Annotated in this window: 12 protein-coding genes; 10 read left to right on the plus strand and 2 right to left on the minus strand. The window is 70.9% G+C overall.

The window, feature by feature from the left end:
• Positions 1 to 322: 322 nt before the first annotated feature.
• The 9 genes from Pla133_RS03510 (at position 323) to Pla133_RS03550 (ending at position 11,055) form a co-directional block, all read left to right on the plus strand.
• The gene (locus Pla133_RS03510) at positions 323 to 1,528 is read left to right on the plus strand and encodes a CHRD domain-containing protein (protein WP_145062484.1); all 1,206 of its coding nucleotides are present in this window, start codon (positions 323 to 325) and stop codon (positions 1,526 to 1,528) included.
• Between the two features lie 196 nt (positions 1,529 to 1,724).
• On the plus strand, positions 1,725 to 2,138 hold the full coding sequence (locus Pla133_RS03515) for a hypothetical protein (protein WP_145062486.1): 414 nt from the start codon (positions 1,725 to 1,727) through the stop codon (positions 2,136 to 2,138).
• Positions 2,139 to 2,255: 117 nt separating this feature from the next.
• Positions 2,256 to 2,843, plus strand: a complete 588-nt coding sequence (locus tag Pla133_RS03520) for a hypothetical protein (RefSeq protein WP_145062488.1) — start codon at positions 2,256 to 2,258, stop codon at positions 2,841 to 2,843.
• Positions 2,844 to 3,009: 166 nt separating this feature from the next.
• Positions 3,010 to 3,366 carry a hypothetical protein gene (locus Pla133_RS03525; protein ID WP_145062490.1) on the plus strand — a complete coding sequence of 119 codons (357 nt, stop codon included), beginning with the start codon at positions 3,010 to 3,012 and terminating at the stop codon, positions 3,364 to 3,366.
• A gap of 19 nt (positions 3,367 to 3,385) precedes the next feature.
• Positions 3,386 to 5,128 (plus strand): carboxypeptidase-like regulatory domain-containing protein, encoded by a 1,743-nt coding sequence (locus Pla133_RS03530; protein WP_145062492.1) that lies wholly within the window; start codon positions 3,386 to 3,388, stop codon positions 5,126 to 5,128.
• 248 nt (positions 5,129 to 5,376) lie between these two features.
• The gene (locus Pla133_RS03535; RefSeq protein WP_419192087.1) at positions 5,377 to 6,027 is read left to right on the plus strand and encodes an RNA polymerase sigma factor; all 651 of its coding nucleotides are present in this window, start codon (positions 5,377 to 5,379) and stop codon (positions 6,025 to 6,027) included.
• 2 nt (positions 6,028 to 6,029) lie between these two features.
• Positions 6,030 to 8,549, plus strand: a complete 2,520-nt coding sequence (locus Pla133_RS03540) for a serine/threonine-protein kinase (protein WP_145062497.1) — start codon at positions 6,030 to 6,032, stop codon at positions 8,547 to 8,549.
• 46 nt (positions 8,550 to 8,595) lie between these two features.
• Positions 8,596 to 10,269, plus strand: coding sequence for a hypothetical protein (locus Pla133_RS03545; RefSeq protein WP_145062499.1), 1,674 nt, complete (start codon positions 8,596 to 8,598; stop codon positions 10,267 to 10,269).
• A gap of 183 nt (positions 10,270 to 10,452) precedes the next feature.
• The gene (locus tag Pla133_RS03550) at positions 10,453 to 11,055 is read left to right on the plus strand and encodes a sigma-70 family RNA polymerase sigma factor (protein WP_145062501.1); all 603 of its coding nucleotides are present in this window, start codon (positions 10,453 to 10,455) and stop codon (positions 11,053 to 11,055) included.
• Between the two features lie 96 nt (positions 11,056 to 11,151).
• On the opposite strand, the gene Pla133_RS03555 is transcribed toward Pla133_RS03550, so the two are convergent.
• Entirely contained in the window at positions 11,152 to 13,623 is a 2,472-nt protein-coding gene (locus Pla133_RS03555; RefSeq protein WP_145062503.1) for an integrin alpha, read from the minus strand.
• 202 nt (positions 13,624 to 13,825) lie between these two features.
• Here Pla133_RS03555 and Pla133_RS03560 point away from each other — a divergent pair, with 202 nt between their 5' ends.
• A complete protein-coding gene (locus Pla133_RS03560) occupies positions 13,826 to 14,839 on the plus strand; it encodes a hypothetical protein (protein WP_145062505.1) in 1,014 nt (337 codons plus the stop codon).
• Positions 14,840 to 14,922: 83 nt separating this feature from the next.
• Here Pla133_RS03560 and Pla133_RS03565 read toward each other — a convergent pair whose 3' ends face one another.
• Positions 14,923 to 15,264 (minus strand): hypothetical protein, encoded by a 342-nt coding sequence (locus Pla133_RS03565; protein ID WP_145062507.1) that lies wholly within the window; start codon positions 15,262 to 15,264, stop codon positions 14,923 to 14,925.
• Positions 15,265 to 15,416 lie beyond the last annotated feature (152 nt).

Here is a 15,416-nt window from a genome sequence, read left to right on the forward strand (position 1 = left end):
TCGGGACCGGTGGGCGCGGGGACGACTCCGCCAATGCGGCAGTCAGGCGTTTGCACGGTGCCAGGCGCCTGTCCGTCGCCTGACTGCCGCGGACCGACGGCCCGTTCGTGCCAGACCTCTCCCGCACCCCGGCGCGCGCCGGTCCCCCGAGGGCCCGTGTCGCTGCTCGGGGCCCAGTCCGCAAGTCGGATCGCGGCCTTCCGCCTCGATTCGGCGCCGCGCTGCGAGGTCTGGCGATCGGCGACGCTAGCCCCCCGGGGATCCGCCATGCTCGGAGCCCTTCCCCCCGCGTGTTCCCGCGGGCGATCGGGATCGGCCCCCGATGCTCGCAACCCACCAGCGCTCCGCCCTGGAGCGCCGTGCCCACGAGGTCTCGCTACCCATGTTCCATCGCACCCTCGCAGCGGTCGGCCTGCTCGCCGCCCTGCCCCTCGCCGCCTCGGCCCAGATCGTGACCGGCTTCTCCGCCACCGTCAGCGGCATCGAGGAGACGCCCCCCAACGCCAGCGCCAACCTCGGCACCGCCGAGCTGACCTACGACGTGGGGACCGGCGTGCTGAGTTGCACGGTCCTGACCACCATGTCGACCGTGACCATTGCCCACGTGCACGACGGCGACGTCGGCTTCGGCGGTCCGATCGTCTTCGGCCTCAACCCGGTTCCCGGCGGGTGGGGCGGATCGGGCCTCCTCTCCGCGGCCCAGGTCGACGACCTCCTGCGCGGCGGCCTGTACGTGAACCTGCACTCGGCGGCCTTCTCCGGTGGTGAGATCCGCGGTCAGATCCGCCCGCCGCGTCACTTCGTGGCCTTCGCGACCGGCGCCAAGGAGACGCCGCCCAACCCCAGCATCGGCACCGCCAACGGCCGCTTCGAGTTCGACCTCGCGACGCAACAGCTCTCCTACGACGTCGTGGTCAAGAACGTCAACGCGACGATCTCGCACCTGCACTCGGCCTTTCCGGGCTCGGCCGGCCCGATCGTGGTCGCGCTCGATCCCAACGGGCCGAATGGTTTCAAGGGCACCTCGCCGCCGCTCTCGAGTGGCGAGGTCCTGCAACTGCTCGCCGGCGGCATCTACCTGAACGTGCACAGCCCCTCCTTCCCCGGCGGCGAGGTCCGTGACCAGGTGCACGTGGGCGGGCTCAACGCCGACGCCAACCGCGTTGGCGCGGCCAACGGCATCAAGCTCGACATGGACGTCAGCGTCGGGCCTGACGCCGCGGGGGACCTGTTCTGGGTGCTCGGCTCCCTCAGCGGAACCACTCCGGGCCTGCCGGTGGACGGCATGAACCTGCCGCTCAACCCCGACGCCTACTTCCTGCTGACGTTGAACAACCCGAACCAGCCGCCCCTCTCCCCGTCCCAGGGTTTCCTGAGCGGCGGCCAGGACCTGGCGCGCTTCGAGATCGCGCCGGGCGTGCTGACCCCGCTGATCGGCGCGACCCTGAACCACGCCTTCGTGGGCGTGGACCTGGGGGCCTTGGTCGTCAACTTCGCCAGCAACGCCCAGGCGTTGACGATCCAATAGGCTAGAGCCAAGAGGCTCGAGTTCCCGACCCCCGCCGCGGTCCCCCGCCGGCGGGTCGCTGCGCCGCCGCCGCGTCGTTCCGATTCAGAGCGGCGCGGCGGCGTCTTGGGCCGCCCGGCGCGGTCTCCGAGAATGAACCCCCGGGCGCGGGCGTAGGCTGACCCTTACTCGTCGCCCCGGACCGCACCGCCTCGCCATGAAGACCGTATCGCGTTCCTATGTCGCCAACTCCGCCATCGCGAGCGTCGTCCTCGCGTACGCCTTGCGTCTGAGCGTCGGCGATCGTGGGCCGGTGGATTGGGCCGTGATCTCGATCGCCGGCTCTGCGGTCCTGTGGAACCTCGTGCGCGCTGGCCTGCGTCTGCGGCTTCTGGGCGGAGGGAAGGCGCAGTGGCATCTGGGGCGCACCGTCCTGTTCTGGATCATCGGCCTCTTCAACACGGCCTTCCTGTTACCTGAACAGGCCGATTCGTTCCGGCCCTGGGTGGGGTGGCTGCTCGTCGCGGTGGCGACCTTCGACACGATCGCGTTGATCGCGAAGGAGGCGCGCTTGGTCGTGGCGCGGGAGCAGGGGACCGGGGCGGAGTCCGCGGCGACTGAACAGAACTGACGGAGAATCGCGCACTCGGTGGCAGGTCGCATCGCGGAGCTGCGCCACGGGAGGGTGAAGAAGGTGCGAGGTAGTCTCGCGCCGAAACCACCGAGAACCACTCCATCGAGGACTCCCGTGATCGCTACCCGCTCCCTGTTCGCAGGCCTGACCCTGTTCACCGTCACCGGCCTGACTGCCCTGGTCTCGAGCCCCGCAGCCGACGCGGTCGCTCCGGCCCAGGACTCCTTCGACGTGGCCATGGACGGCTCGTCGTTCCACTTCGAGGGCGCCACGACCCCCAACGGCGTGCCCGCGGACGGAACGCCGTTCGTCATCTCCGGCTACATCTACCCGGGTGGCACCTTCGAGCGCCACGGAGACCTCTCCGGCGTCGACGCGAACGGCGACCCGACCTTCCCCGAGCTCGTCGTCGGCGAGTTCATCTGCCGCGGCTGGCACAAGCAGGACGGGGACGCGACGACCGGCGTGATCGCCGTCACGACGCAGACCTTCGACTTCGACCTGGACCACGCAGGCGAGCAGATGGTCGTCACCAACGGCATCGAGCTGGCCGACTTCAACACGCCCTTCAAGCGTCCGGTGACCGGCGGTAGCGGCTTCTTCGCCGGGCGCGACCTGGTCTGCGAGCAGGTCATGCTGGGCGGGGGCTTCAACCCGTCGGGTGGCTTCAACGCCAGCTTCGAGTTCATGACCATCGACTGAGGTCGATCGGCGCGAGCGCGGCCGGGGTCGCCCTACCAGGGCGACCCCGGCCCTCGCCGTTCGGACACGAGCTGTCCTCCGTCCCCATGCGGCCGACCCAGCGCGTTGACGGATCGGTCCCCATGGGCGACGCTGCGGGAACGGATCCGCCGCGGCGGAATTGCCCATGAGAATCCTCGCTGTCTTCTTCCTGGTCTACGGGACCGTCGTCGCCGTCTCGTGGCTCTACCGGCAGCACAACGCCTTCGACATGGCGTCCGCGCTCGAGGCACCCGCGCAGCCCCTGCCCTGGAGCTTCGACACCGATCGCGGGGACGTGGTCTTCGTCGAGTTGATCGATGCCCAGGGTCGCAGTACGGTCGTTGGGCGCGATGGCTCCGGAGGGTGGAGCGGCAGCTTCGCGCGCGGCCACTACCGCCTGCGCCTGCTCGACGCCCAGGGTGAGCTGCTGGAGGAGACCACCGTCGACATGGCCCCCGCCGAGCCGGTCGAGGGCCAGCCGAGGTCGGTGGACGCGCCCTAGACCGGTCGAGGCCGAAGTGATGGGAAGCAGGCCCCTGGGCGTTGTTGCAGCGATCCTGGCCGTCTCGCTGGCGGTCTTCCTGGTCGGTGCTCCGCGAGGGGGCGAGGGACGCGCGGCGGACCCGACGGTCGTCGACACGCCACGCAGCGAGATGGAGCCTGCGAGCCTGACCCAGGCGCCGAATCCGGGCACGGACCCGGCAACTCGGCGAGAGTTGACCGAGTCCGACCGTTCCGAGAGCGACGTCGCCCAATCCTCGGAGGGTCGCGGGGCGGGGGCGGTCGCGCGCGAACCGACGGGGCGCTCCTGCGTGCTGGTGCGACTGCTCGATCGCGCCAGCCGGCCGCACATGATCGAGTCGGTCGAGGTCGAGGCCTTCGCCATCGCGGTCCATCCGGCCAGGCCGATTGCCAGGGCCACCGGCACCGACACCCAAGACCTCACGTTCGACTACTTGCCTCTGGGCGAGTACGAGTTTCGCACGACGGCGCCGGGCTACCGCTCGTTGCCGTTCACCGCCGCGATCGAAGCCGACCCTGACGGCGCCGGCCCGCCGGCCGCGATCGACGTCTACCTATGGCCTTCGAACGAGCTGCCGGTCGTCGTGCGCACGCTGCACGGGCAATCCTTGGCGGGGTTCGCGGCCGCGCTGGGTTGTGCGCCGCACCAGTTGTGGTCGGGCGTGTTCGACATTCGGCTGAGCCTCGACGGCGCCGCCCGCGACGACTCGCTCGGGCACTTCGAGCCCGCGCCGGGTCACAAGCGTTGGAACTACTTCGGCGACGCGATCGGGACCCTGGTCCTCGAGCGCGACCCGCCCCTGTGGGCCGAGCTGCTCTGCTCCGGTGAGGTGGTGGCCGAGCGGCCCGTGTCCGCCGGTGACGAGGCCCTGCGCTTCGACCTGGACGAGGGGGCGGCCACGGCGACCTTCGCCCGCCTCACGCTCCAGGCCGTGGATTGCTTCGATGGGGGACCGATCGAGGGTGCCGACGTGACCCTCGAGGCCGAGGGCTCGACCTACCGCCGCGGCGAGCACCAGGGCCTCGCCACCGGCCCCGACGGTCGCGTCGTGCTCGAGCGCATCGTGCCCTCGCGCTACGAGCTGACCGTCGAGACCGAAGCTGGCCTGCACCAACGCTGGATCGACTTCGCGTCCGGCCAGGACGTGGACCTGGGCCCGATCGAGTTGGGTTGCGGCGGCGAGCCCCTGACCATCCGCGTGGTCGGCGGTCCGCCCGAGTGGAGCCACGCCTTCGTGGAGCTGGCGCCCTTCGACGACACCAAGCCGCTGCAGGACGTCTACCCCGGCAACCTGCACCGCGGCATCGGCCCGGGCGAGGACTACCTGCTGCCGATGCCGGAGCAGCGCTCGATCCTGCGGGTCCAGATTCCCGGTGGGATCGGTTCCCAGCGGCCCCTGGCCCTCGGCGGCCAAGTCTCCGCGATGGGGCCGTCCATGTCCCGGAGCGTGGTGATCGACCCCGCGCTGCGCCCGGTGGGGGCCATCGAGTTGACCCTCGAGCCGGTGGTCGACGTGGACCTCCTACTGGCGGTCGACGGCATCGGGGAGGTCCGGATCCTCGACGAGAACGGCTTGTGGCTGGGCCGCGCGCAGTGCCGGGGGCCGCGGAACGGGGTCGACCGCTGGAACATCGACGTCACCCGGGGCACCTACACGCTGGTCGCCCTCGACGGGAGCGGCGCCGAGCGCCTGCGCCGACGCGCGACCTTCGATGGTCAGGGACCAATCGAACTGCCTTGACCGACCCTGTGGACCCTGCGCTCGCTCACTGACCACCCCCCTCCGGCGGCGCCCCCGGGGCGGGGTTATGATCCAAGGGAGCCCAAGGAAGTCGCATCGGGGAGACGGCGGGGACCGAGTGTGTCGCTCCAAATTCACTTTTTTTGGCGAATGCCCGGCGGCGGCTACCACCGGCCCCGCCGGATCTGATGGGCGCTGAACGAATCCGTTCGGGGCCCGCCCAACGCCTCGCAGCTTCAACCGTGCCCTTGATCGACGCCTCAACCTCCGAGCGCTCCGACTCCTGGAGCTTCCTGGACACCCTCGACGAGGCGCGTTCGGGCAAGTCGGAGGCGCTCGACCTCTTGATCGAGCGCTTCTACCGGCGCGTCGAGGCCGACGTCCACCAGCGCCTGTCCCGGGACGTGCGGGTCGGGCGGCCCTGGCTGGCGGCGCGCTTCAGCACCGGGGACATCGTCCAGGAGGTCTTCCGCAGCGTGATCCGCGACCTGGAGGGCTTCGGCGGCCGCACCGAGGATGCCTTCTGTGGCTACCTGGCGATCGTCATCCGCAACCGGGTCGTCGATTCGATCCGCTTCCACGAGGCCGACTGCCGTGACGGCCGCCTGGGTCGGCCGATGCCCGACGACCCGGAGTCCCTGGGGGGCGGGCAGGCCTTCGACCCCGAGGCCATCGCCGCGCGCTTGGACGAGGTCCGTCGCGTCGAGCGGGCCATGGCCGAGCTGAGCCCGCGGGTGCGGCTCCTGGTCCGGGCGCGGATCGAGGGCCAGGCGACCTTCGAGCAACTGGCCGAACAGCTCGGCTACGGCTCCGAATCCAGCGCCCGCCGTGCCTTCTTCGACGCGCAAGCGCGCCTGGCCCTGCGCCTGGGGGCCGGGTCGAAGGGAGAGGAGTCGTAGGCGTGGGCAACGACACCTTCGATCCCGACGTCCACGAGCTCGAGGCCGACCGCCTGTCGCGCGCCCTCGACCTGCGCGACGCGGGCCACTCGGACTGGCTCGAGCAGGCCTGCGCGGGCGATCCCCAGGCCATGGACGAGGTGCGCGCGGCGGTGGAGTCGGCGGACTCGTTGTCGCCGGTGTTCACCAGCGCCTTCGCCACCGACACGCGGGTGGGCGCGACGATCTCCGACCGCTACCTGATCCAGAGGCGCCTGGGCTCGGGAGCGATGGGGGTCGTCTACGAGGCCGAGGACCGCTCCCTCGACCGCCGCGTCGCGATCAAGATCCTGCGCCCGGGCTTGATGGACCAGCACCGCTCGGTCGAGCGCTTCGACCGCGAGGCGCGGGCCATGGCGGCCGTGGTCCACCCGGCCGTACTCGCGATCCACGACCGCGGGCGCACCGACGACGGCGAGGCCTACCTGGTCATGGAGTTGATCGCCGGGCAGCAGCTCGGCGCTCTGGTCGAGGGCCTGTCCGAGATCGTCGAGAACTCGAGCGAGGTGGACGCGAACGTCCTGCGGCGCGCCCTGGGCTTCAACCTGTCCAGTCGGGACAGCTACCTGCGGTTCGCGGCACGCTGGGTGGCCCAGTTGGCCGCTGGACTGACCGAAGCCCACGGGGCCGGTGTCGTGCACCGCGACGTCAAGCCCAGCAACGTTCTGATCCGCCGCGACGGGCGAGCCGTCCTGGTGGACTTCGGCATCGCCCACCTGGTGGACGGGGTGCCTCTGACCGCCGGCGACACGAGCATCGGGACCCCGGCCTTCATGGCGCCGGAGCTGCTGGCCTCGGATCGTCGGGTGACGCCTCTGTCCGACGTCTACGGCTTGGCCGCGGTGCTCTACTGCCTGCTCGCCTTGCGGCCGCCCTATGTGGGGACGCCCCACGAGGTGCTCCTGGCGGTGGCGACGCGGTCGCCGATTCCCCTCGCGCGTCTCGCACCAGGTCTGCCCCGCGACCTCGTCGCGATCGTCGAGAAGGGCATGAGTCGCCGTCCGGCCCAGCGCTACGCGAGCGCCGCCGAGCTGGAACGTGACCTGCGCGCCTTCCTGGACCACCGACCGGTCGTCGCGCGCCCCGTCGGGCCCCTGCGACGGGCCTTGCGGCGGGCGCGCCACTCGAAGATCGCTTGGGGCGCCGGTGGGGCCCTGGCGCTCGTGGCGGCGGTGCTGCTCACGACGACCCTGCGGGCCTCCTACCTCGCCCAGCGCCAGGCGACCTGGCTCGAGCTGTCGCGGCACTTCCCGCCCAACTTCACGATCCTCAACCCGGAGAACCGGGTCTACGTCCACGAGTCGGACCGCGCAGCGGTAGCGCAGCTCTTGGACCGCGCCGCGGCTGTTTGCGTCGACCCCCTGCCGACGTTGCTGCTGCGCGCCTTCTTCCGACTGGACCACGGCGACAACGTCGGCGCGGCGCAGGACATGGCAGCCATCGCGCGGCACGAGAACACCGACTTCGCGAGGAAGCTGGCCGAGGCCTACGCGCGGGTCGCGCCGGGGGCCGCCGGGAGCGACGCGGTGGACCTCACGGGCCTGCCCGAGCCGCGCACCGCCCGCGATCGCTACCTACGCGCCTACCACCACCTGCGCGCCTTCGAGGATCCCCAAGCCGAGGCCCTGTTGGACGTGGAGGTGGTAGCGGCAATCCCCGACGCCCAGGGTCTGCTGTTCGCCTTGCAGGTCCTCGACGCCTACCAACCGCCGGAGCGCCACCAGCGGGCGCTCGAGCTGCACGGCGCGGTGCTCGACTACGAGGACCGCATCGGCACGCGCACCGCGACCTCCGCCCACTACGTCTCCTACGCCCTGGGCTTCGCCAACGCCTATGCGAGCGCCCTCGAGGTCGGGTTGGAGAGCATCGAGCTGGCGCCGCGCAGCCACGTCAATCGCACCAACGCCGGATGGGCGGCCTTCGCCCTCGGAGAGCACGACCTGGCCCGCGAGCTCCTGGCGGTCGCCGCGGACATTCGTCCCAACGACGTCAAGCCCGTCGAGACCACCATCTGGACCTACGTGGCGGAGGGCGACTTCGACGCCGCGCTCGCGGTGATCGATGCGCGAGGGCCGATGCTCGACCGGGTGCTCCCCTGGTGGGGCGAAGACCTGGCCGGGGCGGTCGAGTCCTATCAGGCCCTGGCGCACACCCATGGCGCCGAGAAAAGCCCGCTGGCCGCCGCGGCCGTGGCGCGGGCGCGGGAACACTTCGAGCGCGCCCGCGCCCTCGGCAATGGTGGACCCGCGACCTACTTCCAGCAGGTCCTCGACGCGATCGACGAGGCCGACTCCCAAGCGTTGATCAAGGCCCTCGCGGTCGAATGCAGCCGCGACCCGCGCCGATTGTGGCTCTTGCGCCTCTTGCAGCAGCACTTTCCCGAACAGCTGGACACCGAACCGTCCGAGTCGCTGCGACTTCTCCTCCAATCCATCGACCGCGAGCTCACCGGAGCGCGCGTCGTGCCGCATTCCGAGCGCTGAGGCGCCGGCCCCCTCTCTCCCTTGGACCGCTCGTCGGTCATCCCCAATGAACACGATCAAGATCCTTCTCGGCGCGACGGGCACGCTCAGCGTCGCCCTGTCCTCGCCACTTGCCGCCCAAACTTCGGGCACTGTCATTCCCGCGGCCGAGGCCCAGGGAATGTTCACGGGTCTTCACACGGGCGTGCAACTGGCGCCGTCCGCGACCCAGGTCGTGCCGTCGAGCAAGCTCCGCATTCGCTCGGCCGGCGTCTACAGCGGGAGCCTCGAGCCCTGGTCCTCCACCGAGTACGGCGGCGCCTCCGCGTGGCACCCCGACTACTCGCCCGAGGCCCTCTACGGGCACTGGGTGCCGGCGGCCACCGGCTACGCGGGAGTGTTCGACCCGACCCTGCCGTTCTGCGTGCCCGAACTCGGGGGCATGTCGACCGGTGGCGACGTCAGCCCGCCGGTGGACTCGACCGGGACCCTGCAGTTGGCCACTAGCAGTGTGCGCTGGCATTCCATGACGTTCACCGTCGACTCCGCTGCCCAGGGCGAGACGGGCAGTTCGGTCGACCTGGCCCGCAGCGAAGAGGGCACGGCGGCCGGACGCATCTTCAGCTACTTCTCGGTGGGCAGCACCGGCATCCGGCAGGAGCTGGTCGACACCGTGCGGGTGGAGTACACCCGCAGCCAGCTCGGCCTCGGCACGACGGCCTTCGATGGCTTCGAGGTCTCGGCCCTGGACTGGGGCATGGGGCTGATCTCGTCGACCCCGGGTGAGGGCCCCACGTCCTTCCAGCCGGTTCGCGACACGTTCTACTTCACCCTGGCGCGCCGTTGGCTCGACAGCTTCGGCAGCCCGCTGGCGATCCTGGTGACGGATCCCATGACGAGCCTGCCGGTGCCCCACCTGCTCGATCCCGCCACGGTCTACGTGATGACCTGGGACGGAACGGACTGGAGCCAACCCGAGATCGCGTTCGACCACGACGCCCTGTTCGGCACCGTAACCGCCGTCGATCTCGAGATCGACGCCCTCTCCGTCTACCGCAGGAGCGGCGAAGAGCCCGACGAGCCGGGCTTCGTCGTCTTCTCGCTCGACCCCGCCAGCACCATCAACGGCTCGACTCCCAACCAAGTGCTGGTTTCCCAGCGAGCCAGCGGCACGGGCCTGACCGTTCAAGCGGAACCGTTCAAGGTTCCCGGCGGTGACACCTTCACCTTCAAGGCGGGACTGCTCGAGACCGCAACACCGACCGTTGGCCCCGACAACGTCAAGGGCCTGTGCGGTCGCGACCCGCGGGACGAGATGCAACCCTTCGATACGCAGGTGGGCTTCGCCGCCGATTGGGCCGGGGGCCCGGCGACCTCAGGTCTGGGCCTGGCGATGGCTCGTGTCGATGGACCCTTGGATGCGAAGGGCATCGTCGACTACGTGGTGCTGCAGGCGAGCGGCATCGAGCTGAGCCAGTACGACGCGGGTCTGCTCGTCTTCGACCTCGAAGTGGTGGATCCGAAGGACGACGTCACCCCGCTCCAGTTCAATCCGATGGTGACCTCGGATCCGCTGCTGATCCCCAACAATCACTCGACCGGTGAGTTGTTCTTCGGGCTGCAGGTTGATGGATCCGGTCAGCTCAGGTCGCGGGCGCGGCTGTACGGAGTTCAGTTCGTGCCCTTGATGATCGTCCCCGACATCGAGGCGAGCTGGGTCAACGTCCTGAGCCTGCCCTGATTCGGGGCACCATCCGCGAGCGTTCCACTGAAGGCCGCGGTCAGCATCGTCGGGCCGAGCATCGCAACGCGCGGTGCTCGGCCCGGACGCGTTCGGCGAGGTCCCCCACGCTGCGGCCCCGTCCGAGCAGAATGTGACGGTTGGTGCGGCGCCCAGGCACTCTCGTCGCGCCGGATCGATGGGATGAACCGAGCCTCGAGCGACACCTTCCGATCGGACCCGAGCAGCGCGACCGCTGCTGCCGGAGCGGATGGAGGCGACACCTGCGACCGGTTGCTGGTCGCTTCACTTCCCTGGTTGGAATCCTGGGCCCGATCCTGGCTGGAGGCAGCTCGCCTGGGCCTCGAGGACGAGTTCGACTTGGTGCAGGACGTGTGTGTCGACGCCCTGGCGGCCCGAAGTCCCGCGAGCCCGGCCCGGGGACCGCTGGGCCTGGCCTGGCTCCTCTCCATCGCCCGCCGCCGCCTGTCGGACCGAGCCAGCCTGTGGAGCGAGCGGCGACGCGGTGCCGCGCGGCAACTGCTCGCGGCCGAGGCGCCGGAGATCGACGTCGCGCGGGACCCGATCGAGGACCTGGTGGGGCGGGAGTTGGGCGAGCGGATCGAGCGCGCCCTCACCGGCCTGAGTGGCGCCCAGCGGCGGGTGATCGAGGCGCAGTGGCGCAGCGACGTATCCACCGCTGAGCTGGCGCGCACCATGGGCCGCAGTGAGAACGCCATTCGCGTGTTGAGAAGCCGCGGCCTGCGTGAGTTGCGACGCAGGCTGCAGGCCGGTGGCGACCTTTGAGCGCAGGGGAGGCACCCACGCCTCGGGCGTCAACCTCCCATGCCTGGCGGAGCCGCGGTCGCCGGAGCAGCCGCAGCGACCGCGGCTCCGAAGCCTTCACTGCCGCACGACGATCTGCGCGGCGTTGCTGGGCTCGATCGCTCCGACCGGAGGCACCGCGAAGGCCTGGGCCGTCAGCGCCAGGCCGGGCAGCGCCGGCGAGTTCGGGATCGAAGCATCGAAGGCCACCCAGCCGCCGAATCCGTTGCCGACGACGACGGCGTCGAGCACCTTGCCCGCGGCGTCCGCCCAGACCGGCATGTTGATGAAGCCCGGCAGCTCGAGGGCCACGTCGAATGCCGACACCAAGAGGTAGACCGGGTCACCCAGCTCCGCCATCACTTGGAGTTGGAAGTTGGTGCCGATGGCCATGGTCCCGACGGTTCGCAGCACGGGCCGCGGTGGGACCTGGGAGACCGCGCCGAGTCCGCTGATCGGCAGGGTCAGGCCCGTCGATGCGGTGACGCTGTTGCCCAGGCCCGTGGCGTAGGCGTCGAAGGCGGGGAAGACCGGCGCGGGGATGCCGTCCTGGCCGGCCTGGAGCAGGGTCGAGAAGTTCCCGCGGAACTCGATCGTCGAGCCGTCGAGGGCGCGGGCCCCGGTGCCGGCCACGCCGCCGAAGGCCCCGCCGAAGCCGCCCTGCCCGCCGTCGCCGCCGATCAGTTGGCTGTCCGCCAGGCGGACCTCGGAGCCACTGGCGCGCAGGGCGTCGCCGCCCCTGCCGCCGTCGTCGGGACTGAAGATCGCCGCGCCCCCACTGGCGCCCCGGAACGCTCCGCTGATCAGTTGAACCGCGGAGCCGGTCACCTCCACCGCGTGGATCCCGTCGCGGGTGCCGACGAAGCCCTCGGCGGCGATCACGTCGGTATCGGTGACCAGGACGTCGGAGCAGCCGTCGATCGCGAGGTTGCCCGGCGTCACGCTCGTGTCGGCCAGGTGGGTGCGCCCTTGCAGTGCAGCAAGGGTCACCTGCTTCGTCTCGAATCCGGCGACAACCACGTTGGATGTCCCCACGGCTTCGATCGACGTCGCCTTGGCGGGGTGCGGGTCGAAGGCGTCGCCCGGCCGACCGATCACGGACAGGGTGCGGTCGACGGTGAAGCCCTGGTAGTTGCCGGGCTCGACCTCGAGGATGCTGCCGGCGGCCACGCTGAGGATCGCCACCGCGACCGAATCGAAGTCCGCCGGCCCGTCGTCGTCGACGGTGTAGTGGGCGGCGGGTCCGGGACCACCGCCCGAGCCCAGCCCGTAGAAGATCGCGCCACCGGCCGCGCCATCCAGGTCCGGCAGGCCGATCAGAAGTTCGTCGCCGACCAGGGCATCGATGCTCGGTACTCCGACCAAGGGCGAGTCACCGTCCTGGGCGCCGTCGACGATGGTGTGGAGCAGCGAGCCGTCGGCGCGGCTGTAGATCGTCGTGCGCGCGAGCGTGCCTGGCGTTCGCGAGCGGTGTACGGCAAAGTCGCGCTGACCGTCGCCCTCCAGGTCGACGCAGGCCACCGAGTGACCGAAGTTCGAGAAGAAGGTCCCGCCCCAGCTGAGGTGCGTGCCGCCGTTCTCGCCGCGAATCACGACGGCGCGCCCGGCAGGAGTGGGGAAGAAGCCACCGATCGTGTAGCCCGGCGCTCCGATCAACAGGTCCCCGGCGCCGCCCCCGTCCACATCGCCGACGGCGACGATCGAGGCGCCGAAGCGCTCGCCGGTCTGGCTGCCCGAGTAGGTCACTAGGGGCGTGTTCGACGTCGTGGAGTAGATCCGCACCGTCCCCGCCCCGTCGAAGGGCGAGCCGGCGGCGAAGTCTTCCATCCCGTCGCCGTCGACATCGCCCACGGCGGCCAGGGTCGTGCCCAGCCGCCCGTTGGGCACGACGCCGTAGTAGGTCCGAAGCGGGATTCCGTCGGCGCCGGAGACGACCTGCACCGCGCCCACGTCGAGCACCTCACCACCGAAGGGCACGAAGGTGTCGTAGCCGGGCGCACCCACGACGATGTCGCGCACGCCGTCGCCGTCCACGTCGCCGATGGTGGTCAGCGCCGCGCCGTAGTCGTCACCTGCCTGCAAACCCGGCAGGGACCAGACGAGTTGCACGATGGGTACGAGCGGACTGATGGACGACACGAGCCAGATGCGGCCGGAGTTGCCCGGCTCGCCGGCCACGCCGATCACGAGGTCGTCCCTGCCGGGCAGGCGGTCGATCGGTCCGGTGACGGCCGCGCCGAAGCGGGCCCCCGGTGTTCCGTGAACCAGTCCGATCAAGTTCCCCGACGCATCGAAGATGCGGACCGCGCCCCCGACCTCGGGCTCGCTGATCAGCACTGGAACCAGGGCCTCGGACGACGCCACGGCGAAGTCGGGCGAGAGGTCGCCGTCGAAGTCGCCGATGGACGCGACGGCGAGCCCGAAGCGGTCCCCGGGTTCGCCCGGGTCGACGACGAGCTTGGGGACCTGGGCCGCGGCAGTCGGGACGATGAGCGCGACCAGGGCCGCGGCCGAGACCAGCGCCGACTGGCGCGAGGATCTGTTCTGCATGGATCGGGCGAGGTGCGGGGCCAGGGGCCGATTCCCCTGGGCTGCAGGCTCCATCCGCGAAGCGCCGCGGGCGTTACCCGGATTCGGGAGCCTGCTTGGCCGCCGCGCGACCCCGGTTCGCGACGAGTGGCTCGTCGAGCAGCGGCCCGGCGAGGGCTGCCCCAGCGCTCGCGGACCACAGCCGTCCCTGTAGGCTCACTCGATGGCATCCGCACGACGAATCGCCGCTGCCGCCGCCTTGCTCCTGTCCGTCGCGAGCTGTGCCAGCGAGCCACGCGGCGTGCGGGAGCTGCGCCTCGATTCGGCCGAAGCGGTGCCGCGCACGACCCACGGCGCAGGAGGTGCGATCGGAGAGTCGTGGAGGGTCGAGGTGGACGCGCGGCGACCCGTGGCGCTGCCCGAGGTCGTTGCCGGCTTCGTCCAGAACAAGACGCGACTCGAGTTCGACCTGCATCCGGCCACGAACGGGAGCGCAGCCCACGAAGTTCGGGCGACCGGCCCCCACGGACGGGCGGTCGTCGCGCGGATCGAGCGGACCCCGGACGGATCGTTGCGACTGGAGGTGATGGCGGCGCTCTTCGGCGAGGGCGCCTTGCACGCTCCCGATCTCGCGGACCCTGCGCCGTTGATCGTCGGCTCGGCCCTGATTCTGGAGCTCGTCGACCGCGAGCCCGCGCGCCTGCACGTGCTCGGCCTCGGAGTTCCGGGCAGGCGCGATCCAGAGCGCTCGAGCCTGGCCTTCTCGCGCCTGGTCGTGCCCCTCGCAGGTGTCGACCAGGGGCTGCTCGCCACCCTCGAGCCCCTGCGGCGGGCGCCGCTCCTGGATCCGGCCTCGCTCTGGCGACCCCTCGACGACTCGGCCCCGGACGCCCAGCTCCGCGAAGCCACCGGCTCGATCGGTGAGTCCGACCTGCGCGTCCGATGGCACCACCTCACCTCCGGACCGAGCTGCGTGCCGAGCGGGCCCTGGACGGTCCACTCCGACGATGTCGCGGTGAGCGGGGGGATGTACTGGTGCGGCGGCCATCTCGGACTGCGCGAAGCGCCGATCGGTTCGAGGGGCTCGCGCATCGTGACCATCTTTGACGCTCCCGGCGAGCCCGTTGCGTCGTGGACCGAGGTGCGTCCCCACGAGATCCTGCGCTTCGACGATTGGGAGCGCGATCTGCACTTCAGCCGGGATTCGTCACGGGGTCTGTTCGCCCTGGACGATTGACCGGCGCAGCAGCGCTTCCTTCCTTGTTCGGAGGCCTCGACACTCGTCGTCTCTCGGCGACGTCGCAGCTTCGAGGCTCGGTGTCAGCCTGGCTGGGTCGCATGGGGGAAGACTCGTCCCAGGGCGGCGCCCTCGACCTCGATCTGCTGACCGGGGTCTGGGATCTCGCCGCGACCGTCGGCGCCGGATCGGCTCGATAGCAGGGCCAAGCGCAGGACTCGGGCCGCGGACCTGGGGTCGGCTGCGATGACGGCGTCGCTGAGCGCGCGCGCAGTCTCGAAGTACGCGCGTCCGGGATGGTTGACGTCGCGGGTGAGGTGCCCGGGGGGGTGGGCGAGCAAGGCATCGCGCTGCACGCGCAGGACGGCGGCTTCGCCCGCCGCGGCCGGCCCCGCCAGGCGCATCCCGTCGGCGGAGAGCGTCACCCCCGCCGTACCCCGATCGATTGCCTCGAGGTCGTGGACGTGTTCAGCGTTGAGCCGTGTGTCCCAGGTGTTCAGGTCGCCCCCGCCGATCGCCGCGCCGCCCGCATTCCTGCGGGTCGTCCTAGCCTGGGGTTTCGCCCTTTTGAGAGGCC

This window comes from Engelhardtia mirabilis (assembly GCF_007748095.1).
Taxonomy (GTDB): domain Bacteria; phylum Planctomycetota; class UBA1135; order UBA1135.